Raw genomic sequence first — 26,259 nt, 5'->3', positions numbered from 1 at the left:
CGGCTCCCACTGGACGTACCTGAGCCCGCCCGCGCTCCTGGAGCCCGGTGCGCGCACGGGCCGCTACCGGGTGGGCGTCGAGGAGCTGGTGGTGGACGCCGACGGCCGCTCGGCGGTCTCGGTCGGGGATCTGGCCGTGGCTCTGCTGGACGAGGCGGAGCGGCCCCGGCACGCGGGGCGGCGGTTCACGGTCGGGTACTGACCGCCCGGACCCGTCTCAGAGCGCCGCCGCCCCCTCCTGCTGGAGGGCGCGGCCGTACTGCTCAAGGACCCACAGGTCGTTCTGGATCTCGGTGGTCCTCGCCGGGTCGCCCTGGGCGCTGACGCGGGTGAAGGCGCCCTGGAGTTCGCGCACGCGGCGCTGGACGGCGCGCAGCCGGACCCGGACGAGTTGTTCACCGGCGTAGATCTCGTCGACGACGCGGCGGTGGATGGCCTCGACGGCGAGTTCGGTGACCATGGCGCGGACCCGGTCGTCGGGGGCCGCCTCGCGTACGGCGGTGAGGTAGGCCATCGAGTCGCGGGTGCCCTCCTCGGCGCCGCCCGCGTCGGCGATGGCCTCCCGGACGGCCGCGTAGGCGGGGGCGGTGAACTCGTCCACGCCGTACGCGTCGAAGGCCGGGGAGACCAGTTCGGGGCGCTGGAGGGCGAGTTTGAGCAGTTCGCGCTCGGTCATCTGGGCGGGGTTGCGCAGGTGCAGGGCGGGTCCGGCGGGCGCGGCCGGGCGGGCGGGGACCTCGGCGGTCGCGGTGGAGCCGCGCCGGGAGCCGCCGGAGGGCGGGCGTTCGCCGCCGTGCTCCCGGGCCCAGCGGGCCACGTTGGCGACGCGTTTGACGACTTCCTGCTGGTCCATGACCCCGTAGCCGAGCATGCCGGCGAGCTGGACGGCGACGGCGTGGCGCAGGGCCACGTTCTTGACCCGGGCGACGACCGGGGCGGCCTCGTCGAGGGCGGCGGCGCGGCCGGCCGGGGTCTCCAGGTCGTAGCGGGAGACGATGTGGCGCAGCGCGAACTCGAAGAGCGGGACGCGGGGTTCGACCAGCTCCCGTACGGACTCCTCGCCCTTGGCCAGGCGCAGGTCGCAGGGGTCCATGTTGTCGGGGGCGATCGCGATGTAGGTCTCGGCGGCGAACTTCTGGTCGTCCTCGAAGGCGCGCAGCGCGGCCTTCTGCCCGGCCGAGTCGCCGTCGAAGGTGAAGATCACGCGGGCGCTGCCGTTGTCCATGAGCAGGCGGCGCAGGATCTTGATGTGCTCGGTGCCGAAGGCGGTGCCGCAGGTCGCGATGGCCGTGGTGACGCCGGCCAGGTGGCAGGCCATGACGTCGGTGTAGCCCTCGACGACGACGGCGCGGCTGCTCTTCGCGATGTCCTTCTTGGCGAGGTCGATGCCGTAGAGGACCTGCGATTTGCGGTACACGGGGGTTTCGGGGGTGTTGAGGTACTTGGGGCCGTTGTCGTCCTCGCGCAGCCTGCGCGCGCCGAAGCCGACGACCTCGCCTCCGATGTCCCTGATGGGCCACATGAGGCGGCCGCGGAAGCGGTCGATGGGGCGGCCGCCGCGGCTCTCCTGGGCGAGGCCGGAGGTGATGAGTTCCTTGTCGCTGAAGCCCTTGCCGCGCAGGTGGCGGGTGAGGTGGTCCCAGCCGGCCGGGCTGTAGCCGACGCCGAAGTGCTCGGCGGCCGACTGGTCGAAGCCGCGTTCGGCGAGGAAGCGGCGGCCGATCTCGGCCTCGGCGCCCCCGAGCTGTTCCGCGTAGTACTGGGCGGCGGCCTGGTGGGCCTCGATGAGGCGGATGCGTTCGCCGCGCTGCTGGCTCGGGTTGTACCCGCCCTCCTCGTAGCGCAGCGTGATGCCGGCCTTGGCGGCGAGCCGCTCGACCACCTCGGAGAAGGAGAGGTGGTCGATCTTCATCACGAAGGTGATGGTGTCGCCGCCCTCCTGGCAGCCGAAGCAGTGGAACAGGCCCTTGCTGGGGCTGACCTGGAAGGAGGGGGACTTCTCGTCGTGGAAGGGGCACAGGCCTTTGAGGTTGCCGCCGCCCGCGTTGCGCAGCTGGAGGTACTCAGAGACGACGGCGTCGATCGGGACCGCGTCCCTGACCGCCTTCACGTCGTCGTCGTTGATCCTGCCAGCCACGCGGAAATTCTACGGTGCCGCGAGCCGGGTGCTTCTCCGTGCGCGGTGCGTGAGCACCGTACGGGCTCGCGTCCCCGGCCCGGCGGTGGCCGCCCGCTCAGCCCGGCAGCAGCGAGGAGAGCTCCACGCCCGGGTCGGACAGGGCCTCGGGATCGGGGCGGACGCCGGAGCGGATGAGGGCCTGGATCGTGTCTGTGACGTCCCACACATTGACGTTCATCCCGGCCCGGACCTGTCCGTCCAGCAGCCAGAACGCGATGAACTGCCGCTTTCCGGCGTCCCCGCGCACGAGCACCTGGTCGTATCCGCCGGGAGGGGCGTACCCGGAGTACTCCATGCCGAGGTCGTACTGGTCGGAGAAGAAGTAGGGCACCCGGTCGTAGACGGTGTCCTTGCCGAGCATGGAGCGGGCGGCGGCCGGTCCCCCGTTGAGCGCGTTGGCCCAGTGCTCGACGCGCAGGGGCGCGCCGGGGAACAGGTCGAGGGGGACGGAGGCGACGTCCCCGGCCGCGTAGATGTCGGGGTCGCTCGTGCGCAGCGAGGCGTCCACGGCGATCCCGCCGCCCTCCCCGGGCGCGGCGAGGCGCAGGCCGGCGGACTCGGCGAGGGAGACGCGGGGGGCCGCGCCGATCGCGGCGAGCACGTCGTGCGCGGGGTGCTCCTCCCCGTCGTCGGTCAGGGCGGCCAGGACGACGCCGTCCTGGCCGATGATCTCGGTGAGCCGGGCGCCGAAGTGGAAGCGCACGCCCCGGTCGCTGTGCAGGTCGGTGAAGAGCCGGCCGACCTCGGGACCGAGCACGCCGTGCAGCGGGGTGGGCTCCGCCTCGACGACGGTGACCTCGGCCCCGTAGCCGCGCGCGGCGGCCGCGACCTCCAGGCCGATCCAGCCGGCCCCGGCGATCAGCAGGTGCCCGTTGTCGCGCCCGAGGACGGACAGGACGCGGCGCAGCCGTTCGGCGTGGGCCAGACGGCGCAGGTGGTGGACGCCGACGAGGCCGGTGCCGGGGATGTCGAGGCGGCGGGGTTCCGAGCCGGTGGCCAGCAGCAGCTTGTCGTACTGCAGGAGGGTGCCGTCGCCGAGGGTGACGGTGTGGGCCTCGCGGTCGAGGGCGACGGCGGGCTGGCCGAGGTGGAGTTCGACGTCGGCGCTCGCGTACCAGGCGGCCTCGTGCACGAAGACGCTGTCCCGTTCCTCCTTGCCGAGGAGGTAGCCCTTGGACAGGGAGGGTCGTTCGTAGGGATGGTCCCGTTCGTCGCAGACCAGGATCACCCGGCCGGTGAAGCCCTCCGCGCGCAGGGTCTCGGCGGCCTTCGCCCCGGCCAGCCCACCCCCGACGATGACGAACGTCTGATCCGCGTCGACCACGTGATGCCTCCTCAGTACCTTCGGCCCGGGCCCTCGACCACTAAGCGAGCGTCCCGCACGCGGCGTGAAGGGGGAAGAGGGGGGCCGCCGATCGGGCCGGGTCCCGTGACGCCCTGTGCCGCCCACGGGGTCTGACGGACCGTATCCCACGAGGTCGCGGCCGGGTAGCGGCGGGGCGCGGGGACCGGGGGCATGCGCCTTCCGGATATGCGGGGAGTCGCAGCCACCCTCCGTTCACCGGGACGGGGGGTGGCTCGCACGCGCGTACGCCCTGACCTGTGGGGTGTTCACCGGCCGCGCCCCGGGCCGGTCAGGTCGGCGTGCAGGGAGCGGGCCGAGGCGTCGGTGAGGGAGGCGATCTGGTCGATGACGACGCGGCGGCGCGCCCGGTCGTCGGGGGCCGCCCGGTACAGGGCGCGGAAGAGCGGGTCGAGTCCTTCGGGGGCGCGGGCGGTGAGGGCCTCGGCGAGTTCGGCGACGACGACGCGCTGCTCGGCGCGGATGGCCTCCTGTTCGGCGCGCTGGATGACGTAGAGGTCGGCGACGGCCTTGAGCGTGCCGCATTCGAGGCGGGCGGCGCGCGGGACGACGAGGCGGGCCCCGTACCGGGTCAGCCGGCCCGGCCCGTACGCCGCGCGGGTCGCGCTCTCGGCGGCGAAGCAGAAACGGCCGATGAGCTGGCTCGTGGCGTCCTTGAGCCGGGCCTGCGCGGGGGCGGAGCCGTCGTACCCGTGCGGCCACCAGTCCTGCGCGAGGAGCCGGTCGAGGGCGTCGGACAGCTCCTGGGGGTCGGCGTCGCGCGGGACGTGGCCGCGGTCGAGGGCGACCCGCCCGATCTCGGCGCGCTCCGGGTCGGCGAGCAGGGCGCCGGGGTCGATGTGCCCGGCGTGCAGCCCGTCCTCCACGTCGTGCACCGAGTAGGCGACGTCGTCGGACCAGTCCATGACCTGGGCCTCGAAGCAGGTCTCGTGGGGTGGGGCGTCGCGCCGCAGCCACGCGAAGACCGGCAGGTCGTCCTCGTACACCCCGAACTTCACGGAGGCCGGGTCCTTGGGGTGCTCGCCGCGGCGCCACGGGTACTTGGTGGCGGCGTCGAGGGCGGCCCGGGTCAGGTTGAGGCCGACGCTCTCGTCCTGGCCGGTCTCCTCGGAGCGCACGAAGCGCTTGGGTTCTATGCGGGTGAGCAGCCGCAGCGACTGGGCGTTGCCCTCGAAACCGCCGATGTCCGAGGCGAGATCGCTCAGGACCTGCTCGCCGTTGTGCCCGAAGGGCGGGTGGCCGAGGTCGTGGGAGAGGCAGGCCGTCTCCACCAGGTCGGGGTCGCAGCCAAGCGCGGCGCCCAGTTCCCGGCCGACCTGCGCGCACTCCAGGGAGTGGGTGAGCCGGGTGCGCGGGCTCGCGTCCCACACGTGGCCCCGGGTGCCCGGGGTGACGACCTGGGTCTTCCCGGCGAGCCTGCGCAGGGCCGAGGAGTGCAGGACGCGGGCGCGGTCGCGCTGGAAGGAGGTGCGGCCGGGCCGCTTGTCGGGCTCGGGGGCCCAGCGTTCGGTGGCGGCCGTGTCGTAGGCGAGGGCTTCGGCGGGGACGGTGGCCTCGGCGCGCGCGAGGTAGGCGTCCTCGCCCGCTCCGGCGGCGCGGGCGCCGCCGGTCCGGGCGGGCCGGTCCCCGCCGCCGGCCGGCGCGGTCCTTCCCTCTGCCCCGGCCCGTCCTTCTTCTTCCGTGTTCGGTCCCGCTCCCGATGCCGTCCTGCCTGGTCCCTCGGTTCCTGCCATGGGTCCGAGGGTAGACGGCGGAACCGACATTCCGGGACGGACGGGGGACGGGGCCGAGCGGGCGTCAGGGGGCGCCGAAGAGGGGCGGCACGGCCGGGGCGCCGGCCCGGGCCTCGTCGTAGCGCCGCAGGACGAGCCGGGCGACGGCGGGGTGTGCGCCGAGGGGCGCGGCGACCGGTCCGGGCGCCGCCTCGGCGCACCGCGCGGCGCACCGGCCGGGGGCCGTGAAGTAGGAGGCGACGGCGACCCGGTGCCGTCCCCGGGCGGCCAGCGCGCGGAGCGCGGCGGGCACGGTGGGCGTGGCGGCGCAGGAGTAGGCGGGGACGACGGGCACGCCCAGGCGCTGGGCGAGGAGTTCGGCCGTGGCGCGGGTGTCGGCCGCCGCGTCGGGGTCGCGGGAGCCGGCGGCGGCGAGCACGACGCCGCTCGTGGCCCGCTCGCGGGCGCCGCGCACGCGCCAGCCGGTGTCGGCGAGCCGTTCGCGCAGCGCCTCCACGAGCAGCGGATGCGGGCCGAGCGGGGCGGCGACGCGGCTCGGGAGGGCGGGCCGGGCGCGGGCGGCGGCCGGCAGCTCGTGCTTGACGTGGCGCCCGCGACTCAGCAGGAGCGGCACGAGGACGACTCCGGAGGCGGGGGCGCCGCCCGTGCCGGGGGGACCCCCGGTGTGCGGGGCGCCGCCCGTGCCGGGGACCTCCCGGCTGTTCCGTGGCCGGTCGAGTGCCCGGAGTGCGTCGGTGAGCAGCGGCGCGTCGAGTTCCACGTGCCCCAGGCGCACGTCGAGTCCGGGGCGCAGTTCACGGACCCGCTCCAGCAGGACGCGCACGGTGGCGAGGGCGCGCGGGTCGCGACTGCCGTGGGCGGCGAGGAGCAGTACGGGTGCCGGAGCGTGCCGGGGCCGCACGCGCAGCAGCCCGCTGCCGAGCTGGGAGCCGATCCGGCCGATGAGCTGCCCCGTACTGTCCAGATCCGGCCCCGGACCGGGCCACGACAGATCCGGCCCCGGACCGGGCCACGACAGGTCCGGGACGGGACCTGTCCCGGCTTCCGTGACCGGTGCGGCCGTCTTCGGCAGGGATACGGGGACGGGTACGGGTTGGCGCGAGGGCGCCGGCGCGGGCTCGGGCGCGGTGGACGGTGCGGTTCCGGCCGACGCGGTGGGAGCGCGGGGCGGGGTCGTACGGCGGGTCTCGGTCACGGTCTCGGTCGTCGGCACCGTCATGCCCCGATCGTGCGCGGTGCACGTTGCCGGGCCGTTGCGCGTCCGTGTCGCCGCGCACACGGCGTCCCACAGCGGTCGGCGGCCGTTGTCAGTGCCGGTCCGTAACGTGATCGACAGTGTGACCGGGCCGCCGCACGCCTGGTCCGGTGCCTGCGCGGCGGGGGTCGAACCGCGTGCGGGCGTACGGCGTCCTGAGCGGTGTACGACACGTGCGGGCGGGGTGTCCGGTGCGGACGAAGCGCGGACGAAGTGCGGACGGACGGGGGCGAGGACTGGTGAGGGGAACGGACGGGGGCGGTCGGGCGGCCCGGCGATGGGCGGCCGGTCGCGCACGGGCGGTGTGGTCGTCGGTGCGGTACACGCGGCGCGGGCAGCGGCGGCTGCTGCGCTCCCTCGTGCTGCTGTGCGTGCTGGCCCTGCTGCCCTCGGCCTGGCTGCGGCTGACGACGGACGGGGCGCTGCGCACGGTCGCCGAGGCGCCGCGCGAGCGGGTCGCGGTGGTCTTCGGCGCGGGCCTGTGGGGCGGGGAGCCCTCCCCGTACCTGGCACGGCGCCTGGACGCGGCGGTGCGGCTGTACGAGGCGCGGCGCGTCGAGGTGGTGCTCGTGACGGGTGACAACAGCCGCCGCGCGTACGACGAGCCGGACGCGATGCGTGCCTATCTGGTCCGCCACGGGGTGCCCGGCGGGCGGATCGTCAGCGACTACGCGGGCTTCGACACGTGGGACTCGTGCGTGCGGGCCAGAAAGGTGTTCGGGGTGGACCGGGCCGTGCTCATCAGTCAGGGCTTCCACATACGCCGGGCCGTCGCCCTGTGCCGAGCCGCCGGGATCACCTCGTACGGCGTCGGGGTCGACGACCGGCACGACAGGACGTGGTACTTCGGGGCGGGCCGGGAGGTGCTCGCCGCCTCCAAGGCCGCGCTGGACGCGACGTTCCGTCCCCGGCCGCACTTCCTCGGACCTCAGGAGGACGGCGTACGGCGGGCCCTGGCGGCGGCGGACGGAGAGCGACGGCGGTAGGCGGCGATAGCGGCAGCGGCAGCGGCAGCGGCAGCGGTCAGACGACGCCGGTCGTGACGGGTGTCGCCGTGCCGGAGGTCGCCGTGCCGGAGGTCGCCGTGCCTGATATCGCCGTGGCGCGGTCCGGTGGCCGGGCCGATCGCGGTGCCTCCCGCTGGGCCCGGCCGCCGGTCGGGGGCTCAGGACCCGTACGGGCGGGCCTCCTTGGCCTCGCGCAGGGCGTGGCCCCACCAGTCGAGCTGATCGAGCAGCCGGTCCAGGGCCCCTTCGGCGGTGGCCGTGTCGCGCGGGCGGCCGGCGGCGTCGAACAGGCTGCCGGCGTTCGCGAAGGAGACGGTCTCGCGGACGGTGACGGCGTGCAGTTCGGCGAAGACGCCACGCAGGTGCTCGACGGCCCGCAGCCCGCCGGACACCCCGCCGTAGGACACGAAGCCGACCGGTTTGGCCTGCCATTCGTCGAAGTGCCAGTCGATGAGGTTCTTGAGCGGGGCCGGATAGGAGTGGTTGTACTCGGGGGTGAGGACGAGGAAGGCGTCGGCGGCGGCGAGCGCCGCCGAGGTCGCGGACAGTGCGCGGGCGGGTTCCGGCCCCGGGCGGCTGGTGATCGCGGTGGGCAGGGTGGTGGTGCCGACGTCGACGGTCGCGGGGACGAGTCCCGGGCGCGAGGCCATCCGGGAGAGGACCCAGTCGGCGATGACGGGCCCGAAGCGGCCGTCGCGGTTGCTGCCGACGATGAGCGCCGTCCGCAACGGCCGGTCCCGGCCCGACGGGGCGGGCGCGGGGGTGGCGGACTCGGCCGGAGCGGAGTCGAGGACAGAGGTGCGCGTGGGGGCCTGAGCGGTATCCATGACGCGAGACTCGTTCATCAAGTTTGGTTGAGGTCAAGCGGACAGGCGGAAGGGGGTTCCGGTTACGGGCCGGCCGCCGGCGGGCGGCCTTCCGCCAGGTGGGGCCGACGCCTGTGGACTCCGTGGCGGACACCGGCCGCTCACGGCGGCTCCCCCGTGGGCACGGGCCGGGCCCGGCGGGCTTCGGGCCCGCGTCGGCGGGTTCTACCGTGGCGCCATGACAGGACAAGACTCCCCCGGTCCGGCCCCCTCGCCCGGCGCCGCCCCCGGCCCGCTCCAGCGCTCCCTCGGCATCGTGCGCATGGAGGTCGACGGTCGTCCGCCCACGGCCGACGACCTTTTGTGGCGGGCCGTCGTGAACGACGGGCACTTCACCGCGATGCAGGTCAGGGGCGGCAGCGTGCGGGGGCTGCGGGTGCACCTGGACCGGCTCGCGGAGGGCTCGCGGGAGCTGTGGGGCGTGGAGCCGGACCAGGATCTGGTGCGCGAACGGGTGCGGCACGCGCTCGGCGGGGACCTACTGGACGCGGCGGTCCGCATCTACGTGCACCGCCCGCTGGAGGAACTCTCGCTGTGGGTGACGGTGCGTCCGCCGGTCGAGGCGGGCCGGTCGGCGAAGCGGCTGCGCTCGGTCGCCTACGTACGTCCGCTCCCGCACGTCAAGCACCTCGGCGGTTTCGGGCAGATCCACTCGGGGCGGATCGCGGCCGGCGAGGGCTTCGACGAGGCGCTGCTGACCGGCCCGGACGGCCTGGTGAGCGAGGGCGCGGTGACGAACGTCCTGTTCCACGACGGGGAGCGGTTCGTGGCGCCCGCGGGGCCCTCGCTGGAGGGAACGACGCTGCGGCTGCTCGACGCGGGGCTGGCCGCGGCGGGCTCCCCCCTCGCGCGGGAGCCGGTGCGCCTGGCGGAGCTGGGCCGCTTCCGCGCCGCCTTCGTCTGCAACTCCCAGGGCGTGACCCCCGTACGGGCCGTGGACGAAAGGGAGTTCGCGGTCGACGGCGGGCTGCTCGGCCGGCTGGAGGAGGTGTACGGGGCGGTTCCCTGGGACCGGATCTGAGACCTTCCGCGGCCTTCCGCACGGCGCCGGCCCGCTGATGCGGCGTCACCCGTTCACCCCTGCTGAGCGGGCGGGCGGTGGCGGACCCGGCTTACCTCGTAGGCGGGGCGCGTACGGCGCCGTGCGCGCAGAGCCGCGGCCGGGCCCCACGCGGAAGGAGGACCATGCCCACGACACGTCTGCGGACGGGTGCGGCAGCCGCCGCCGTAGTAGCCGCCGGAATCGTCTGCGCCCCGGGGACGGCCGCGTACGCCGACCGGGGCCCCGCGACCGGGCCCGCGCTCCGGCTGGAGCCGGCCTCGGTCGCACCGGGCACGACGGTGACCGTGCGGACGGCGGCGTGCGGTTCCGGCGCCGCGACGGGTTCGGCGCCCGCGGTCCGCGAGGGAAGTTTCCTGCTCGGCGCGGACCCGGCGACGGGCGAGTCGGTGGGGAGGTTCACCGTCCCCGCGACCGTCGAACCGGGCACGTACGAGGTGGTGGCGCGCTGCGGGAGCGGAAAGGCCGACGCGCGCGGCGACCTGACGGTGGGGCTCGACGGGGCGTACGGTCCCGCGGGCCACGCGGCCGGGCACGGCGGCGCGGGGAACGACCCAGGAGGTGCGGGGAGCGGCGCCGCGCGGGGAGCGGCGCGGACCACCGCGGCCGGGCCCGGCCCGCTGGGCAGCGATCCCGTACGGGTGGCCTGCGGGATCGGGGTGCTCGCGTGCGCGGCGGCCGCCGGTACGTGGCTGCTCCACCGCAGGGCGCGCGGCGTAGGACTGTGACGGCGGAGGCGGCGGGGCGGGCCTGCGGGCGGACCGGACCCGCCGCGAAAGCCCGTCCCGGACACCCGTCCCGGACACCCGTCCCGGACGCCCGCCCCGTACGCCCGCCGCCGGGTACGCGGGGCCGCCGTTCAGCCCAGCCACTGGTCGTAGGCGAGCTTCCCGACCAGGGTCACCACGACCACGACCAGGACGAGGCGCACGAAGCCGCTGCCCCGGTTGAGGGCGGTGCGGGCGCCGGTCATGCCGCCGACGAGGTTGCACAGGGCCATGGGCGCGGCCAGCTGCCACATCACGGTGCCGTGGTAGGCGAACATGCCGAGCGCGCCGAGGTTCGTGCACACGTTGACGATCTTCGCGGTGGCCGAGGCGGTCACCAGGTTGAGGTGCAGCACGGCGGTCAGCGCGATCACCAGGAAGGTCCCGGTGCCCGGGCCGAACAGCCCGTCGTAGAAGCCGATGCCGAGCCCGGCGACGCCGATCGCGGTGAGCACCCGGGCGCGTCCGGCCGGTGGTCCCTGGACCGCGGTGCCGAAGGAGGGGCGCAGCATCACGAAGGCCAGGACGGCGAGCAGGACGACCATGATGAGCGGGCGCAGCAGGTCGCTGTCGATGCCCGCCGCGAAGAAGGCCCCGGTCATCGATCCGCACACGGCGGCGATCCCGATGCCCACGGCGGTCCGCACGTTCACCGGGGCGCGGCGCGCGTAGGTGACGGCGGCCGCGCCGGTGCCGACGACGGCGACCGCCTTGTTGGTGCCGAGGATCTGGGCGGGGGCGACGTGCGGGACGCCGAGGAACAGGGCCGGCAGCAGCAGGAGTCCGCCGCCGCCCACGACGGCGTCGATCCAGCCGGCGGCGAGCGCGGCCAGGCACAGGACGAACACCGAGGTCAAAGGTATGTCGGGCATGGGCATGACCCTATGAGGCCGCCGGAACCGGCCTCCCGGGCGGCTCCCCCACGAGCGGCGGACGCTAAGCGAGCGGCGGACGCTGCGCGAGCGTCCATGACGGTCCTGCCTCGCGCGCGCTGAGCGCCTGGCCGCGCCCGGGGAGGGGGGCAGCGGGGGCGGGTTCGCCCGGAGGTCCGATCCACGGCCCGGGAGGGAAGGACGTCATTTTCTTGACCGTACGTTCCACTCTCTTCTAGGTTCCTCGCATGGGCAGAGCCAAGGAGTTCGATCCCGAGGCGGCTCTCGGCACGGCCATGGAGCTGTTCTGGGAGCGCGGGTACGAGGCCACCACGATGGCCCATCTGGTGGCCGCGCTCGGTATCGGCCGGGCCAGTCTGTACGCGACCTTCGGCGGCAAGCGCGAGCTGTACCTGCGCGCCCTCGACCGGTACGGGGCCTGCCACGACCCGCGTCTGCTCGACGAGTTGTCGGCGCCGGGCCCCGCGCTGCCCGGGGTGCGCGAGGTGGTCCTGCGGTTCGCGGACGAGGCCGCCCGGGCCACCACGCGCGGCCGGGGCTGCTTCGTCACGAACACCGCCGCCGAACTGGGCGCGCGCGATCCGGAGGCGGCGTTCCGCGTGGAGCGCGGCTGGGCCCACATCGAGACGCTGCTGCACTCGGCGCTGCTGCGCGCCCGGGCCCAGGGCGAACTTGCCCCCGAACGGGACCCGGCGGCGCTGGCCCGTCTCCTGCTGGTGCTGCTCCAGGGCATGCGCGTCGTGGGCAAGGTCTCGGCCGATCCGGCGCGTGTCCGGGACGCGGCCCGGGAGGCGCTCACCCTGCTCGGCTGAGCCGCTCGGCGAGCGGCCGCCGGGCCGCACGCGCACCTCAATTCAAGAACGCTTGTTCAGAAATGATCCGGACAACAGCCGTACGACAGTGAAAGAAGGAGTCCTCGTGACACCGGCCTTCCCCGTTCCGCGCTCCGCCACCGCTCCCCCGCCCTTCCCCTCGCGCTTCTCGGGCGCGTCCGTGCTCGTGACGGGCGCGGGCTCCGGGCTCGGCCGCGCGCTGGCGCTCGGTTTCGCGGCCGAGGGCGCGTCGCTGACGCTGGCCGGCCGGGGCCGCGAGGCCCTGGAGGAGACGGCGGCCCTGATCGGCGCGGCGGGCACCGGGGCCGCCGTGTCCCCGACCGACGTGAGCGACCCGGCGGCGGTCGGCCGGCTCGTGGCCAGGGCCGTGGAGCGGTTCGGCTCGCTGGATGTCGCGGTGAACAACGCCGGGGTCTTCCGGGGCGGCGCTCCGCTGACGGAACTGAGCGACGCGGACTGGGCCACCCTGTTCGACGTCAACGTGACCGGTGTCTTCCACTGCCTCCGGGAGGAGATCGCCCTGATGCGCGCGCAGCCCTCGGGCGGGGCGATCGTCAACATCGCCTCCAACCTGGGCGCGCACCGCCGCTTCCCGGGGCTCGCCGGCTACATCGCCTCGAAGGCGGCCGTGTCCGCGCTGACCCGGGCGGCGGCCCTGGACCACGCGGCGGAGGGGGTGCGGATCAACGCGGTGAGTCCGGGCCCCGCCGACACCGCCATGTCGCTGCGCCCCGGGGAGAGCCCGGCGGACCGGGCGGAGCGCATGAAGGCCCAGTCCCCGCTGGGCCGGGTGTCCTCCACCGAGGAGATCGTGGCGGCCGTACTGCACCTGGCCTCACCGGCCGCCTCCTCCACGATCGGGGCGGATCTCGTGGTCGACGGCGGCGCGGCGGCCTGAGGTACCCGGTCGCGGTGGGCGTAGCTGACTAGGGTGGCGGGCAGGCGGTCCCCAGCGTCCCCGCGCCCCGGTGGTACGGCGACGCGTGACCGTGTGGACCAGGTGAAGGGAGCCCGCGTCATGTCCGGCTGGAGTGCGAGTGACATTCCCGACCAGGGGGGCCGTACGGCGGTCGTCACGGGGGCCAACAGCGGGATCGGCTACGTCGCGGCCCGGGAGCTGGCCCGGCACGGGGCCCACGTGGTCCTCGCGTGCCGGGACGAGGGCCGGGGCGGGGACGCGACGGCCCGGCTGCTCGCGGAAGTCCCGGGCGCGCACGCCGAGTTCTCCCGGCTGGACCTCGGGGACCTGTCCTCGGTACGGGAGTTCGCCGCCCGGCACGCGGAGCGGCGGATCGATCTGCTGGTCAACAACGCGGGCGTCATGGCGCTGCCCTACAGCCGCACGGAGGACGGTTTCGAGCGGCAGTTCGGAGTCAACCACCTGGGGCACTACGCGCTGACCGGTCTCCTGCTGCCCACGCTCAGGCGGACGCCGGGCAGCCGCGTCGTCACGGTGTCCAGCTTCATGCACATGTTCGCCAACATCGACATCAACGATCTCAACAGCGAACGTGAATACCGTCGTTGGGTTGCCTACTCGCGCTCGAAGACGGCGAACCTGCTGTTCGCGCACGAGCTGAGCAGGCGGCTGGCCGCCGCAGGGTCCTCGACGGTGGTCGCGGCGGTCCACCCCGGTTACGCGCGGACCAACCTCCAGACGGCGGGTGTGCGGATGGAGGGGCGCAAGCGGACGGAGAAGGTCGTCGAGCTCGGCAACCGGATCGCGGCCCAGTCGGCCGAACAGGGCGCCCTGCCGACCCTGTTCGCGGCGACCGCGCCCGGCGTGCGCGGCGACTCGTTCACCGGCCCGCGCTTCGTGGCCTGGCGCGGCGCCCCCGCCCCGTCCTGGCGTGCCCCGTGGACCCTGAACGACGAGGCGGCGCGCCGCCTCTGGGACGCCTCACGGGAGCTGACCGGGGTGGCGTACGAGGATCTGCCGGGCTGAGACGGGCCCGGCCACCGGGGCACTTCGGACCGGCGCGGGACGCCGGGCAGGGCCGCCTTGCCGTGCGGGCCGTCGCCGGGCAGGGGCTCGGACCGGCACGGGCGGGCGGGCAGGCTCACTTCCCGGCGCCCGGCCGACCCAGCCAGGCGGCGACCACGCCCGCCCCGGCGAGCAGTGCGAGAGCGGCGGTCAGCAGCGCGTACCGGGTGCCGGTGCCGTCCGGGGTACCCGAGCCGATGACCGCTCCCAGGACGGAGACGCCCAGTACGGCGCCGGTCTGGCGGGCGGAGTTCAGGGCGCCCGAGGCGATGCCGGACTGTTCCCTGGGTACCGAGCCGACGATCGCGGTCATGAGCGGCGGGATGGCGAAGGAGACGCCGAAGCCCATGACGAGCAGGCCCGCGCAGGTGGTGACGAGTGCGGCCGTGGAGTCCCCGTCGGAGGTGGCCGCGGACTGCACCAGCGCCCCGGTCCCCATCAGGAGGAAACCCGCGACGGCCGGTCTGCGCGCCCCGATCCTGGCGACGAGCCTGCCGGTGAGGACGGGGTTGAAGGCGGTCGGCAGCGTGAGCGGCAGGAACAGCAGCCCCGTGGTGAACGCCGAGTGGCCGTGCGCCTCCTGGAAGGACAGCGAGAGCACGAACAGCACGCCGGAGAGACCGAAGTTGACGAGCAGCCCGGCGAACAGCCCGGAGGACAGCGTCCGTTCGCGGAACATGCCGAGCGGCAGCATGGGCGCACGCCGCGGTGTGGGCGTACGGCGCTCGGCGGCCACGAAGAGCAGTGCGCTCACGAGGAAGAGGGCGAACGAGCCGAGGACCTGCCAGGACCCCCAGCCCTCCGCACCGCTCTCGATCAGCCCGTAGGTCAGTGCGGTGAGGGCGAGGACGGCGGTGGTCTGGCCGGGCAGGTCGAGGCCCCTGGCCGCACCCGGGACGTTGGCCGGGGCGTGTCGTACGACGAGCGCCAGGCTCAGGAGCGCGACCGGCACGTTGATCAGGAAGATGGCCCGCCAGCCGAGCGTGTCGCTGAGGACGCCCCCGACCAGCGGTCCCGCGGCGAGCGCGCTGCCACTGATCGCGGCCCAGGCGCCCATCGCGCGGGCCCGGGCGGCCGGTTCGGTGAAGGCGTGCGCGATGATCGCGAGCGAGGTGGGCAGCAGGAGCGCGCCGGCCACGCCGAGCAGGGCGCGCAGCGCGATCAGCGCGCCGAGGGAGCCGACCGCGGCCGAGGCGCCGGAGAACGCGGCGAACAGCCACAGCCCGGCCACGAAGACCTTCCGGCCGCCGTACCGGTCGCTGAGCGCGCCGGCGGTCAGGAGCAGCGCCGCGAAGGTGAGCGTGTACCCGTTGGACACCCACTGGAGCCCGCTGAGCGAACCCGACAGGTCGTCGCCGATCGCGGGGAGCGCGACCGTGACCACGGTGGTGTCCAGCAGCACCATGAAGTAGCCGAGCGAGATCCCGAGGAGCAGGAGCCCGCCCGGCCGCGCACGCGCCGGACCCGGCTCCGGCCCGCCGGGGCGGGCCCCCCGTGCGGCACCTGGTTCGTTGACGGCACGCGCTGACTGGCTGGACATGGGAACCTCCGAAGGTGGTGCGGGGACGCGCGGGGCCGCCCCGGCCGGGAGGCAAGGGCGCTTTGGCGCGAGGGGAGTTGGAGGGCCGGAAACTGGCGAACGGCGTCCGGCTCCTGGAATCCTCGCAACGCGCGGGTGGTTGAGGAAGCGGGATCCGCCGATGGCACCATCGGGGGAACCGATGGGGGAGGACGGTCCGTGGAACTGCGTCATCTGCGAACGTTCCGGGCCGTGGCCGGGACGCTCAACTTCACCCGCGCCGCCGCCGAGCTGAACTACGCGCAGTCGAGCGTGACGGAGCAGATCCAGTCCCTGGAGGCCGAGTTGGGCGTGCGTCTCTTCGACCGCGCGCACCGCAGGCTGTCCCTGACCCCCGCCGGTGAGCGGCTGATCGAGTACGCGGACCAGATGCTGCTGCTCGCGCGTCAGGCGCGTGCCGCCGTCGGGGAGGAGGCGCGGGAGCCGAGCGGTCCGCTGACCGTCGGCGGGCTGGAGACACTGTGCGCGCACCGGCTGCCCGCCGTGCTCGCCCGCTACCGCGAGCTGTGTCCACGGGTCCGGGTGACCGTGCGGCAGGGCGGTCGCGGTGAGGTGTACGACTGGGTGCGCCGGGGAGAGGTCGACGTCGCGCTCACCTACGGCGCGGCCCCCGGGGACAAGCTGACGACCAGCGAGAGCATCGGCTCGGAACGCCTGATGGTCGTCACCCCGCCGGGCCACCGCCTCTCCTGCGCCCCGCACGTGAGCGGCCTCGACCTGCGCGGCGAGCCCTTCCTCGCGACCCCGCCCGGCTGCGGTTTCCGGGAGATGCTCGACGCGCTGCTCCGCACCCTGGGGCCCGAGGCGCCCGTCGTCGGCACGGAGGTCGCGAGCCTGGCGGCGCTGTGCCAGTGCGTGGCGGCCGGTATGGGCTGCGCCCTGCTGCCCGAGACGGCCGTACGAGGACCCGCGGCCCGCCGCGAGGTCGCGGCCGTACCGTTGGCGGACGCGGCGGCCCGTACGGACGTCACGCTGACGTGGTGGCACGGGGCCGAGCCCGCGCGGGCGAGCGTCCCGGCCTTCCTGGCGACGGCGCGCGCGGCCCTCGCTCCGTAGCCCGTACCGCTGTCCCGGCGGCGCGCGCCGGTGTCGCCGGCGGTCCTCGGGAACCCCGGGGAGCTACGGTGACCTCGGCACCGGCCCGGAAACCGGCGCCGCCCCCGCGCCGGCCGCAGAAGGGACGATCCAGCGTGGACGACCTCCTTGAGACGCGTCACCACGGGCAGACGTGTCACCACGGGACGAACCCGTCCCCCTCTCCCGTCCCTCCCGCGCGGGTACGGGCGGGTGACCGGTGAGCGGCACGGACACGGGTACGGGTGCGGCGACGCCTCTGGTCCCGCCCTGCCCGCTCGGGGCGCTGTGGGCCGTCCGCCACGGCCAGAGCGCGGCCAACGTCGCGTTCGCCGCCGCCGCGGAGTCCGGCTCGCCTGAGCCGGTGCCGGGCCGTGACCGTGACGTCCCGTTGACGCCGAAGGGCGTCGCTCAGGCCGAGGCGCTGGGCGGCTGGCTCGCGGACCACGCCCCCGGCACCGGCCCCGACCTGGTGGTCTGCTCCCCCTACACCCGGGCCCGGCAGACCTGGCGGGCGACGGCGGACAGCGCGGCGAAGCGGGGGGCGGCACCGCCGGACCCGCTGATCGAGGAACGGCTGCGCGACCGCGAGACGGGCGTCTTCGAACTGCACCCGCCGTCCGCCGTGCGGGCCCGGGCACCCCACGAGGCCGCGCGCCGCGAGCTGTTGGGCGACTGGTGGTACCGGCCGCCCGGGGGCGAGTCCTTCGCGGACCTCGCCCTGCGCGTCGGCCAGTTCCTCACCGACCTCGGCCGCGCCGCCCCCGGGCGCCGGGTCCTGGTCGTGGCGCACGACGGCGTGGTCCTCGCCCTGCGCCACGTACTGACCGGCATCGGCGCGACCGCCCCGGAGCACCTGCCGCCCGTCCCGAACGCCTCGGTCTCGCACTGGCGTGGCGACGGCCGCACCCTCCGCCTGACCGACTGGGGCGACACCACGCACCTGAACCCCCCGGCCCCCACGGACGGCACACCCTCGGCCTGAGCACGGGGACGCCCCGGCCACCGTGCAGGGGCGGGCCGGGTGGCCGGGGCCCCTCACCACCGGGGGCAGTTGGGCGAAGACCCGTCGGTCTCTCCTCACGCCGGACACGCGACCGCACCGAAGGGCGGCGCCTCCGCACAAGGCGCCGCCCTTCCTCTTGCGTGCCCGGGGGCGCCGCCGGTCCCGTGAGGGTGGGCGGGACGGGTGGTGGCCCCGGGGTCAGGTGGTCAGCGGGTCGTGTCCGAGGACGGGGAGGCCGCGGCGCGGGCCGCCTCCAGGCGGGCGACCGGGATGCGGAACGGGGAGCAGGAGACGTAGTCGAGGCCGACCTCGTGGAAGAAGTGGACGGACTCGGGGTCGCCGCCGTGTTCCCCGCACACGCCGAGTTTCAGGTCGGGGCGGGTGGCCCGGCCGGCCTTCGCGGCGTCGGCGATGAGCTTGCCGACGCCCTCGCGGTCGATGGTCTCGAACGGGGAGACGCCGAAGATGCCCTTCTCCAGGTAGGCGGTGAAGAAGCTGGCCTCGACGTCGTCGCGGGAGAAGCCCCACACGGTCTGGGTGAGGTCGTTGGTGCCGAAGGAGAAGAACTCGGCGGCCTCGGCGATCTGCCCGGCGGTCAGGGCGGCGCGCGGCAGTTCGATCATCGTGCCGAGCGACAGCCTGAGCTGGACACCGCTCGCGGCCTCGACCTCGGCGATGACCTGCTCGGCCTCCTCGCGGACGATCTCCAGTTCCTGCACGGTGCCGACGAGCGGGATCATGATCTCGGCGCGCGGGTCGCCCTTCGCGGCCTTGCGGCTCGCGGCGGCCTCGGCGATGGCCCGTACCTGCATGGTGAACAGGCCGGGGATGACGAGGCCGAGCCGGACCCCGCGCAGTCCGAGCATCGGGTTCTGCTCGTGCAGCCGGTGGACGGCCTGGAGCAGGCGCAGATCGTTCTCGTTGGCGTCCTTGCGGGCCTCGGCGAGCGCGACGCGTACGGAGAGTTCGGTGATGTCGGGCAGGAACTCGTGCAGCGGCGGGTCGAGCAGCCGCACGGTGACGGGCAGCCCGTCCATCGCCTCGAACAGCTCCACGAAGTCCCGCTTCTGGAGCGGCAGGAGCTGTTCGAGGGCCTTCTCGCGTTCGGCGTCGGTGTCGGCGAGGATCAGGGTCTCGACCAGGGTGCGGCGTTCGCCGAGGAACATGTGCTCGGTGCGGCACAGGCCGATGCCCTGGGCGCCGAAGCGGCGGGCGCGCAGGGCGTCCTCGGCGTTGTCGGCGTTGGCGCGTACCCGCAGCCTGCGGGTGCGGTCGGCGTAGGCCATGATCCGGTGCACGGCCTCGACCAGTTCGTCGGCCTCCTCGGCCCCGGCGTGCATCCGGCCCTCGAAGTACTCGACCACCGGGGAGGGGACGACGGGGACCTCGCCGAGGTAGACCTTGCCGCTGGAGCCGTCGATCGAGACGAGGTCGCCCTCCTCCACGACGGTGCCGGAGGAGGTCGTCATCCGGCGCCGCTTGGTGTCGACCTCCAGGTCCTCGGCGCCGCACACACAGGTCTTGCCCATGCCGCGGGCGACGACGGCGGCGTGCGAGGTCTTGCCGCCGCGCGAGGTGAGGATGCCCTCGGCCGCGATCATCCCGTCGAGGTCGTCGGGGTTGGTCTCGCGGCGGATCAGGATGACCTGCTCCCCCGAGCGCGACCACTTGACGGCGGTGTACGAGTCGAAGACGGCCTTGCCGACGGCCGCGCCCGGCGAGGCGGCGATGCCGCGGCCGACGACCTCGGTGCGCGCCTCGTCGTCGAAGCGGGGGAACATGAGCTGCGCGAGCTGGGCGCCGTTGACCCGCTGGAGCGCCTCCGCCTCGTCGATGAGGCCCTGGTCGACGAGTTGGGTGGCGATGCGGAACGCGGCGGCCGCGGTGCGCTTGCCGACGCGGGTCTGGAGCATCCACAGCTTGCCGCGCTCGATCGTGAACTCGATGTCGCACAGGTCGCGGTAGTGGTTCTCCAGCGTCGCCATGATCCGCAGGAGCTCGTCGTACGAGGTCTTGTCGATCTTCTCCAGATCGGCGAGCGCGACGGTGTTGCGGATGCCGGCGACGACGTCCTCGCCCTGGGCGTTCTGGAGGTAGTCGCCGTAGACGCCCTGGTGGCCGCTGGCCGGGTCGCGGGTGAAGGCGACACCGGTGCCCGAGTCGGGGCCGAGGTTGCCGAAGACCATCGAGCACACGTTGACGGCGGTGCCGAGGTCGTGCGGGATGCGTTCCTGGCGGCGGTAGAGCTTGGCGCGGTCGGTGTTCCACGAGTCGAAGACGGCGTGGATCGCGAGGTCCATCTGTTCGCGCGGGTCCTGCGGGAAGGGCCGTCCGGCCTCCCGCTCGACGAGCTTCTTGTACTGCTTGACGAGCTTCTTGAGGTCGGCGGCGTCGAGTTCGACGTCGGTCGCGACCTTCTTGGCGCGCTTGGCCGCCTCCAGCGCCTCCTCGAAGAGGTCGCCGTCCACGCCGAGCACCGTCTTGCCGAACATCTGGATCAGCCGCCGGTAGGAGTCCCAGGCGAAGCGCTCGTCCCCGGCCTGGCCGCTGAGCCCCGCGACGGAGGCGTCGGACAGTCCGATGTTGAGGACGGTGTCCATCATCCCGGGCATCGAGAACTTGGCGCCGGAGCGGACCGAGACCAGCAGCGGGTCGTCGGCCTGGCCGAGCGTCTTGCCCATCGTGGCCTCCAGCGCGTCGAGGTGGGCGCTCACCTCGTCGCGCAGGGCCGCGGGCTCCTTGCCGCTCTCCAGGTAGGTCTTGCAGGCCTCGGTCGTGATGGTGAAGCCGGGCGGGACCGGCAGTCCGAGATTGGTCATCTCGGCGAGGTTCGCGCCCTTGCCGCCGAGCAGGTCCTTGAGATGACGGTTGCCCTCAGTGAAGTCGTAGACGAACTTCACCGTCCCGGTGTCCGGTCCGGTGGTCTTCCGTACCGCGGGGTTATCCGTGCTCTTCGCTTGTGACGACACAGGACTCGACTCCTCGCCCATCCGACTGCCCTGACGGCGAGGAACATACCCAGATCGAAGGCCCGGCGGTACGTGCACTTGCGTGTCCTGGGGCCGGAACCAGCCGTCTGCCAGCAGATCGAAAGTGAGCGCGGACCGGCGCACACGCCGGGTCGATCTTCACTACTTCGAATCGGAACATGTCGTTCCAGTTAATTCCGCTCACCTGAGCGGACCACCACGCCATATGAGTTCAGAACTTGAATACAGCCGCCATGGCACTCAGTGCCATTCTTAGGGTCGTGAATGCGCCCCGAGTTCGCTCATGTGAGCAGCGCCCTCCTCAAGTGTGGCGTGAATCACGTGTCCTCCGGGTGACTTCTCCCAGCATTCGGACGGTCCGGAGGGCGCTCCTGTCATCCCGTGCCGCTCACGGCCTCGCGCGGGCAGTCCCGCGCGGTGCGGTTTCCGGTGGCGGGGAAACGGCCGGACGGGGATCGTCCACTCGCGCCGCCGCTCACCCAGCGTGACGAGAAGCGGGGATGGGCCGGGAGAAGGGGCGCGGTTCAGAGACCCATCGCGGCGAGACGCCGTTCCGCTCGGCCCGGCTCGTACAGGTGCTCCACGACGAGGGCACCCGCTCCGGCGAGCGCCGCCCGCTCGCCGAGCCGCGAGGTCACGATCTCCAGCCCGGCCGTGCTGCGCGGCAGCGCCCGCTGGTAGAGGAGTTCGCGTACGCCGGTGAGGAACGGGGTGCCCGCGAGGTCGCCCGCGATCATCAGCACGCCGGGGTTGAGCAGGGTCACGACGGTGGCCAGCACCTCGCCGACCTGGCGGCCCGCCTCGCGCGCGAGGCCCGTCGCCTCGGGATGCCCGTCGGCGAGCAGGAGACGCACGTCCGAACCCGAGGACGCGGGCACCCCGGCCTCGGTGAGCCGCCGGGCCAGCGCCCGGCCGCTCGCGACGGCGGCGAGGCAGCCGTAGGAGCCGCACATGCACAGCGCCCCCTCCCCCTCGGGGACCCGGATGTGCCCGAGGTCCCCCGCTCCCCCGTCCACGCCCCGGTAGATCGCGCCGTCCACGACGACCCCGGCGCCGATCCCGGTGGAGACCTTGACCAGCACGAAGGCGGAGCAGTCCGGGAACCCGGCGCGCTGCTCCCCGTACGCCATGAGGTTCGCGTCGTTGTCGACCAGCACGGGGACGGGGGCAGGGCCGGGGGCGAGGCCGGTTCCGGCGGGCCCGCCGGCCCCTGTGGCCTCCGCGAAGGCCCGCCGTATTCTTCCGCGTATGTCGTATTCGTCCCAGCCGGGCATGATGGGCGGCTGGACGACCCGTCCCGAGCCCCGGTCAACCGGGCCCGGCACGGCGAGACCTATTCCACACACGGCGTCCGCGGGGGTCCCGGACTTGTCCAGCAGGCGCCCGAACCAGGTGCCCAGCTCGCCGAGGACGGCGTCGGGCCCGTCCTCCACGCGCAGGGGCCCGGTGTGCTCCGCGAGGAGTTCCCCGGAGAGGCCGAGGACGGCGGCGCGGGCGTGCCTGGTCTCCAGGTCGGCGGCGAGGACGACGGCGTGCCGGTCCTCGAACTCCAGGCGCACGGACGGCCGTCCGCCGAGCGGCGAGCCCCCGGGGTCGGCCGCGCCCTCGCGCAGCCAGCCGGCCCGGAACAGCCGGTCGAGGCGCTGCCCGACGGTGGCCCGGGACAGGCCCGTGGCCCGCTGGAGCGCGCCGCGCGTCGTGGCCGTACCACTGCGCACCAGATGGAGCAGGTCCCCGGCGCTCGCCTGGTTCCCGGCCATGTCCAACCCCCTTGCGTTCGGCAACTCCGCATTACATATTGAGTTTTGCGTGTTAAATAGACGTAACCCTACGGTACCCAGTACCGCTCTTCCGGGCTGCCCGCTGCCCGGACCGTCTCCGGACCTCTCTGGGGAGAAACACGTGGAGCGCATGTCCCGGACCACCACCAGCCGCAGTCTTCTCAACGACGACTCCCTTCCCGCCGGGCGCGCGGTCTCCCCGGGACAGCCTCCCCCCACCGCACCGGCCACGACCAGCGGATCCGCACGGATCGCATCCAATTTCGCCCCCGGCGCGCTGCGGGACGCCGCCTCCGGCGTCCCCTCGGACGTCACCTCCGGCGCGGTCCCCGGCGCGGGTACGGCGGCGGGCCGGCTGTGGGCGGGCGCGGCGGAGGTGCTGGCGGAGAACTGGACGGGGACCTCGACGGTGCCCTCGCGCGGCCTGTACCCGCACCAGTGGTCCTGGGACTCGGCCTTCATCGCGATCGGCCTGCGTCATCTGTCCCCCTTACGCGCCCAGCGGGAGCTGGAGACGCTCTTCGCGGCGCAGTGGGCCGACGGCCGGGTGCCGCACATCGTCTTCAACCCCTCCGTACCGCTCGACGCGTACTTCCCGAGCCCCGATTTCTGGCGCTCCTCCTCGGCGGACGCGGCGCCCGGCGCCCCGGAGACCTCGGGCATCGTGCAGCCCCCGGTGCACGCCCTCGCCACCTGGCTCGTGCACCGCGCCGCCCCCGGGGTCTCCGCCTCGCGCGGCTTCCTGGAGCGCATGTACCCCCGGCTGGCGGCCTGGCACCGCTACCTGCTGGAGTGCCGGGACCTGGGCGGCGGCGGGCTGGTGTCGGTGGTCCACCCGTGGGAGCAGGGCATGGACAACAGCCCGAACTGGGACTCCCCGCTGTCCCGCGTGGAGCCGGCCGAGGCCCGTTCGTACCGCAGGGCCGATCTGGACCACGGCGCCCCCGAGGACCGTCCCACCGATCTCGACTACGGGCGGTACGTGCGGCTCGCCGCCGAGTACCGGGACCGCGGGTACGCCGACGACGCGGCGCCCGGTTCGGGCCTCGGCGGCGGGGGCCTGTTCGCGGTGGAGGACCCCGCGTTCAACGCGCTGCTGATCGCCTCGGAGTACGCCCTCGCCGAGATCGCCGGGGTCCTCGGTGGCGCCCCGGGCCCCCGCAGGGAGCGGGCGCGGCGGCTCACCCGGGCCCTGGTGACCCGGCTGTGGGACCGGGACGCGGGCATGTTCCTGTGCCGGGACCTGGGCGCGGAACCGGGCCCGGCCGGGCACACCCCGGAAGCGACGACGGCGGCCGGGCACGTCCCGGTACCCGCGCAGGCCGGGGAACCGCTCCTGGAGACGGCCCCGGCGCGGGAGGCGGGCACGGAAGGCGGGGCGGCGGTGCTCGCGGCGGCGGAAACGGTCCTGCGGGGCGCCGTCCGCTCACGGACCGGTTCCGCCCGGGAGGCGGGCGGCGGGACTCGTCCGGCCGGCCCGGAGCAGGGGGTGGACCGGCGGCCGCTGGTGCGGGAGCACGGCGTCTCGGGGCTCGTTCCGCTCCTGCTGCCTCAGCTGCCGCGCGAGGTGGTCGCGGGGCTCGTGGACACGCTGACGGGCCCGCGCTTCGGACTGGGCGGTCCGGCCCGCCTGGTGCCGAGCCACGATCTGACCTCGCCGGCCTTCGACCCGCAGCGGTACTGGCGGGGACCGGCCTGGTTCAACATCAACTGGCTGCTTGAGCGGGGGCTGCGCGCGCACGGTGAGCGGGCCCGCGCGGCGGAGTTGCGGCGTGCGCTGCTGGAGACGGCGGGCGCGACGGACTTCGCGGAGTACGTCGATCCGTATGCGGGGCGGGGGTGCGGGGCGCGCCGGTTCGGCTGGACGGCGGCCCTGACCCTCGACCTGCTGGCCGAGGGAGGGACTGAGGAATGACGGAGCGCTTAGCGCAGCACGTACTGGTTCACGGGGCGACGTTCGCGGCCGTGGACGCGGCGGGGGACATCACGGGGGTGCGGGGGAGTTCGCCGGACGGCCTGTTCGTGCACGACGCCCGCCATCTGAGCCGCTGGCAGCTGACGGTGGACGGGCGGGTGCCCGAGGTCCTCGTGCCGTCCACCGGCGCGGACACCCTGCGCGCGGTGCTGACCCCGCGCGGCGGGCGCACCGATCCCCCGCCGTACACCGTCTTCCGTGAACAGGCGGTCGTGGACGGCGTGTTCGTGGAGACCCTGCGGGTCACGAGCAACCGTCCGGCGCCGCTCTCCGTCCGGGTCGGGCTGACCGTGGACGCGGACTTCACCGATCAGTTCGAGCTGCGCTCGGACTACCGGACGTACAGCAAGACGGGTGCGGTGCGCGGCCGGAAGGAGTTGGAGGAGGGCGGCCTCGAATTCACCTACCGCCGGGGCGAGTGGAGTTCGCGGACCAGCGTGACCGCGCTGCCCGCTCCGGAGGCGGTCGAGGAGACGGGAACGGGCGCGCGCCGGCTGGTGTGGACGCTGGAGCCGCCCCCGCAGGGCTCGGCCGAGGTGGCGCTGCGGGTGCTGGCCGGTCCGCACGGCATCCCCCGGCAGCGCACGGTCCCGCACAGCCCGGCGGAGGCGGCCCGCCAACTTGCCGCCGAGGCGTCGGAGTTCGCGGGGGACACGGCGGCGACGGCGCTCGCGGCGGGCAGCCCGGGGCTGGGCGCGGCGTGTAGGCGCGGGCTCGCGGACCTCGCCTCGCTCCAGGTGCCGGCGGTGGGCCCGGACGGGGAGGAGGTGCGCGTCCCGGCGGCCGGAGCCCCGTGGTTCCAGGCCCTGTTGGGCCGTGACGCACTGCTGACCTCGCTGTTCCTGCTCCCCTACCGTACGGGCCCGGCGGCGGCGACGCTCGCCGCGCTCGCGGCGACGCAGGCCACGGAGAAGACGCAGGGCCTGGTCGCGCAGCCGGGCAAGATCGTGCACGAGGTGCGCCACGGCGAGCTGGCGCACTTCGGTCAGGTGCCCTTCGGCCGGTACTACGGCTCGGTGGACGCGACCCCGCTGTTCCTGGTCCTGCTCGGTTCGTACACGGAGCGCACGGGCGATCCGGCGCTCGCGCGGCGCCTGGAGGGGCACGCCAGGGCGGCGGTCGGCTGGATGCTGGACCACGGCGGGCTCACCTCGCGCGGCTACCTCGTGTACCGCGCGGACGAGGGCGGTCTCGCCAACCAGAACTGGAAGGACTCGCCGGGCGCGATCTGCTCGGCGGACGGCAGCCGGCCGAGCGGCCCGGTGATGGCGGCGGGCGCGCAGGGCTACGCCTACGACGCGCTGCGCCGCACCTCGCACCTGGCCAGGGCCGTGTGGCGCGACGAGGTGTACGCGGACCTGCTGGAACAGGCGGCCGTCGACCTGCGGGACCGGTTCCAGCGCGACTTCTGGATGCCGGGGCGTTCGTTCCCCGCGCTGGCCCTGGACGGCGAGGGCGGCCAGGTCGACGCGCTCGCCTCGGACGCGGGCCATCTGCTGTGGTCGGGACTGCTGGACAAGGAGTACGGGGAGGCGGTGGGCCGCAGGCTGCTGGAGCCGGACTTCTTCTCCGGCTGGGGCGTACGGACGCTGGCCGCCGGGCAGCCCGCGTACCATCCGCTGTCCTACCACCGGGGTTCGGTGTGGCCGCACGACAACGCGCTGATCGCGCTGGGCCTGGCCCGCTACGGCCTGCACGACGAGGCGTCGAGGGTCGCGCGGGCCCTGACCGAGGCGGCCGCCGCCGACGGCCACCGCCTGCCGGAGGTCCTCGCCGGATACAGCCGCGAGGAGTACCCCTCCCCCGTCCCGTACCCCCACGCCTGCGCCCGCGAGTCCCGCTCGGCGGCGGCCCCGCTGGCCCTGCTGACGGCGGTGGGGGCGGGGTAGCCGCACGGGTTGCGCGGGCCCGCCG

Annotated in this window: 19 protein-coding genes and 1 pseudogene; 11 read left to right on the top strand and 9 right to left on the bottom strand. The window is 74.5% G+C overall.

Going from position 1 to position 26,259, the window contains the following annotated elements; all coding sequences use genetic code 11:
- Positions 1 to 10: 10 nt before the first annotated feature.
- Positions 11 to 202 (top strand): annotated as a pseudogene (locus AB0J21_RS08685) (NADH-flavin reductase); the annotation flags it as partial.
- A 15-nt stretch (positions 203 to 217) separates the two neighbouring features.
- Here AB0J21_RS08685 and dnaG read toward each other — a convergent pair.
- The 4 genes from dnaG to AB0J21_RS08665 all read right to left on the bottom strand — a co-directional run bounded on the left by dnaG (position 218) and on the right by AB0J21_RS08665 (position 6,494).
- Complete coding sequence (gene dnaG, locus AB0J21_RS08680; protein WP_363145105.1) at positions 218 to 2,137, bottom strand: DNA primase; 1,920 nt, start codon at positions 2,135 to 2,137, stop codon at positions 218 to 220.
- A 97-nt stretch (positions 2,138 to 2,234) separates the two neighbouring features.
- On the bottom strand, positions 2,235 to 3,503 hold the full coding sequence (locus AB0J21_RS08675) for an FAD-dependent oxidoreductase (RefSeq protein WP_363145104.1): 1,269 nt from the start codon (positions 3,501 to 3,503) through the stop codon (positions 2,235 to 2,237).
- A gap of 287 nt (positions 3,504 to 3,790) precedes the next feature.
- Complete coding sequence (locus AB0J21_RS08670; protein ID WP_363145103.1) at positions 3,791 to 5,275, bottom strand: deoxyguanosinetriphosphate triphosphohydrolase; 1,485 nt, start codon at positions 5,273 to 5,275, stop codon at positions 3,791 to 3,793.
- Positions 5,276 to 5,339: 64 nt separating this feature from the next.
- A complete protein-coding gene (locus tag AB0J21_RS08665; protein WP_363145102.1) occupies positions 5,340 to 6,494 on the bottom strand; it encodes a CbiX/SirB N-terminal domain-containing protein in 1,155 nt (384 codons plus the stop codon).
- A 338-nt stretch (positions 6,495 to 6,832) separates the two neighbouring features.
- Here AB0J21_RS08665 and AB0J21_RS08660 point away from each other — a divergent pair, with 338 nt between their 5' ends.
- A complete protein-coding gene (locus AB0J21_RS08660) occupies positions 6,833 to 7,516 on the top strand; it encodes an ElyC/SanA/YdcF family protein (protein ID WP_363145227.1) in 684 nt (227 codons plus the stop codon).
- Between the two features lie 179 nt (positions 7,517 to 7,695).
- Here the strand turns inward: AB0J21_RS08660 and AB0J21_RS08655 are convergent, their stop codons facing one another.
- Entirely contained in the window at positions 7,696 to 8,364 is a 669-nt protein-coding gene (locus AB0J21_RS08655; RefSeq protein ID WP_363145101.1) for an NAD(P)H-dependent oxidoreductase, read from the bottom strand.
- Between the two features lie 217 nt (positions 8,365 to 8,581).
- Here AB0J21_RS08655 and AB0J21_RS08650 point away from each other — a divergent pair, with 217 nt between their 5' ends.
- Both AB0J21_RS08650 and AB0J21_RS08645 read left to right on the top strand, forming a co-directional pair.
- A complete protein-coding gene (locus AB0J21_RS08650; protein ID WP_363145100.1) occupies positions 8,582 to 9,424 on the top strand; it encodes an aminotransferase class IV in 843 nt (280 codons plus the stop codon).
- 164 nt (positions 9,425 to 9,588) lie between these two features.
- Positions 9,589 to 10,191 (top strand): hypothetical protein, encoded by a 603-nt coding sequence (locus tag AB0J21_RS08645; protein WP_363145099.1) that lies wholly within the window; start codon positions 9,589 to 9,591, stop codon positions 10,189 to 10,191.
- A 131-nt stretch (positions 10,192 to 10,322) separates the two neighbouring features.
- Here AB0J21_RS08645 and AB0J21_RS08640 read toward each other — a convergent pair whose 3' ends face one another.
- On the bottom strand, positions 10,323 to 11,102 hold the full coding sequence (locus AB0J21_RS08640; protein ID WP_363145098.1) for a TSUP family transporter: 780 nt from the start codon (positions 11,100 to 11,102) through the stop codon (positions 10,323 to 10,325).
- A 248-nt stretch (positions 11,103 to 11,350) separates the two neighbouring features.
- Here AB0J21_RS08640 and AB0J21_RS08635 point away from each other — a divergent pair, with 248 nt between their 5' ends.
- The 3 genes from AB0J21_RS08635 to AB0J21_RS08625 all read left to right on the top strand — a co-directional run bounded on the left by AB0J21_RS08635 (position 11,351) and on the right by AB0J21_RS08625 (position 13,901).
- The gene (locus AB0J21_RS08635; protein ID WP_363145097.1) at positions 11,351 to 11,935 is read left to right on the top strand and encodes a TetR family transcriptional regulator; all 585 of its coding nucleotides are present in this window, start codon (positions 11,351 to 11,353) and stop codon (positions 11,933 to 11,935) included.
- 106 nt (positions 11,936 to 12,041) lie between these two features.
- On the top strand, positions 12,042 to 12,854 hold the full coding sequence (locus AB0J21_RS08630) for an SDR family oxidoreductase (RefSeq protein WP_363145096.1): 813 nt from the start codon (positions 12,042 to 12,044) through the stop codon (positions 12,852 to 12,854).
- Between the two features lie 120 nt (positions 12,855 to 12,974).
- Positions 12,975 to 13,901, top strand: coding sequence for an oxidoreductase (locus AB0J21_RS08625; protein ID WP_363145095.1), 927 nt, complete (start codon positions 12,975 to 12,977; stop codon positions 13,899 to 13,901).
- A gap of 115 nt (positions 13,902 to 14,016) precedes the next feature.
- On the opposite strand, the gene AB0J21_RS08620 is transcribed toward AB0J21_RS08625, so the two are convergent.
- Positions 14,017 to 15,480 carry an MFS transporter gene (locus AB0J21_RS08620; protein WP_363145094.1) on the bottom strand — a complete coding sequence of 488 codons (1,464 nt, stop codon included), beginning with the start codon at positions 15,478 to 15,480 and terminating at the stop codon, positions 14,017 to 14,019.
- Positions 15,481 to 15,678: 198 nt separating this feature from the next.
- On the opposite strand from AB0J21_RS08620, the gene AB0J21_RS08615 reads away from it, so the two are divergent.
- The gene (locus tag AB0J21_RS08615; RefSeq protein ID WP_363145093.1) at positions 15,679 to 16,575 is read left to right on the top strand and encodes a LysR family transcriptional regulator; all 897 of its coding nucleotides are present in this window, start codon (positions 15,679 to 15,681) and stop codon (positions 16,573 to 16,575) included.
- A 238-nt stretch (positions 16,576 to 16,813) separates the two neighbouring features.
- Positions 16,814 to 17,578, top strand: a complete 765-nt coding sequence (locus AB0J21_RS08610) for a histidine phosphatase family protein (RefSeq protein ID WP_363145092.1) — start codon at positions 16,814 to 16,816, stop codon at positions 17,576 to 17,578.
- Between the two features lie 227 nt (positions 17,579 to 17,805).
- Here the strand turns inward: AB0J21_RS08610 and ppdK are convergent, their stop codons facing one another.
- Both ppdK and AB0J21_RS08600 read right to left on the bottom strand, forming a co-directional pair.
- A complete protein-coding gene (ppdK, locus tag AB0J21_RS08605) occupies positions 17,806 to 20,499 on the bottom strand; it encodes a pyruvate, phosphate dikinase (RefSeq protein ID WP_363145226.1) in 2,694 nt (897 codons plus the stop codon).
- Between the two features lie 614 nt (positions 20,500 to 21,113).
- Complete coding sequence (locus AB0J21_RS08600; protein ID WP_363145091.1) at positions 21,114 to 22,349, bottom strand: ROK family protein; 1,236 nt, start codon at positions 22,347 to 22,349, stop codon at positions 21,114 to 21,116.
- A gap of 151 nt (positions 22,350 to 22,500) precedes the next feature.
- On the opposite strand from AB0J21_RS08600, the gene AB0J21_RS08595 reads away from it, so the two are divergent.
- Entirely contained in the window at positions 22,501 to 24,285 is a 1,785-nt protein-coding gene (locus tag AB0J21_RS08595) for a hypothetical protein (protein WP_363145090.1), read from the top strand.
- Positions 24,282 to 26,234 carry a glycogen debranching N-terminal domain-containing protein gene (locus tag AB0J21_RS08590; RefSeq protein WP_363145089.1) on the top strand — a complete coding sequence of 651 codons (1,953 nt, stop codon included), beginning with the start codon at positions 24,282 to 24,284 and terminating at the stop codon, positions 26,232 to 26,234. The genes AB0J21_RS08595 and AB0J21_RS08590 overlap by 4 nt, the downstream gene beginning before the upstream one ends.
- Positions 26,235 to 26,259: the final 25 nt, after the last annotated feature.

The organism is Streptomyces sp. NPDC049954, from assembly GCF_040656295.1.
GTDB lineage: Bacteria > Actinomycetota > Actinomycetes > Streptomycetales > Streptomycetaceae > Streptomyces.
The sequence above is the reverse complement of the archived record's forward strand: the minus strand, read 5'-3'. Positions and strand labels throughout refer to the sequence as shown.

What these genes read in the sequence shown, in the direction of transcription:
- AB0J21_RS08650 (WP_363145100.1), top strand. Translation starts at nt 8,582, where the DNA reads ATGACAGGACAAGACTCCCCCGGTCCGGCCCCCTCGCCCGGCGCCGCC.
- AB0J21_RS08590 (WP_363145089.1), top strand. Translation starts at nt 24,282, where the DNA reads ATGACGGAGCGCTTAGCGCAGCACGTACTGGTTCACGGGGCGACGTTC.
- AB0J21_RS08620 (WP_363145094.1), bottom strand. Translation starts at nt 15,480, where the DNA reads ATGTCCAGCCAGTCAGCGCGTGCCGTCAACGAACCAGGTGCCGCACGG.
- AB0J21_RS08655 (WP_363145101.1), bottom strand. Translation starts at nt 8,364, where the DNA reads ATGGATACCGCTCAGGCCCCCACGCGCACCTCTGTCCTCGACTCCGCT.
- AB0J21_RS08645 (WP_363145099.1), top strand. Translation starts at nt 9,589, where the DNA reads ATGCCCACGACACGTCTGCGGACGGGTGCGGCAGCCGCCGCCGTAGTA.
- AB0J21_RS08600 (WP_363145091.1), bottom strand. Translation starts at nt 22,349, where the DNA reads ATGGCCGGGAACCAGGCGAGCGCCGGGGACCTGCTCCATCTGGTGCGC.
- AB0J21_RS08635 (WP_363145097.1), top strand. Translation starts at nt 11,351, where the DNA reads ATGGGCAGAGCCAAGGAGTTCGATCCCGAGGCGGCTCTCGGCACGGCC.
- AB0J21_RS08665 (WP_363145102.1), bottom strand. Translation starts at nt 6,494, where the DNA reads ATGACGGTGCCGACGACCGAGACCGTGACCGAGACCCGCCGTACGACC.
- AB0J21_RS08640 (WP_363145098.1), bottom strand. Translation starts at nt 11,102, where the DNA reads ATGCCCGACATACCTTTGACCTCGGTGTTCGTCCTGTGCCTGGCCGCG.
- AB0J21_RS08595 (WP_363145090.1), top strand. Translation starts at nt 22,501, where the DNA reads ATGTCCCGGACCACCACCAGCCGCAGTCTTCTCAACGACGACTCCCTT.
- AB0J21_RS08670 (WP_363145103.1), bottom strand. Translation starts at nt 5,275, where the DNA reads ATGGCAGGAACCGAGGGACCAGGCAGGACGGCATCGGGAGCGGGACCG.
- AB0J21_RS08625 (WP_363145095.1), top strand. Translation starts at nt 12,975, where the DNA reads ATGTCCGGCTGGAGTGCGAGTGACATTCCCGACCAGGGGGGCCGTACG.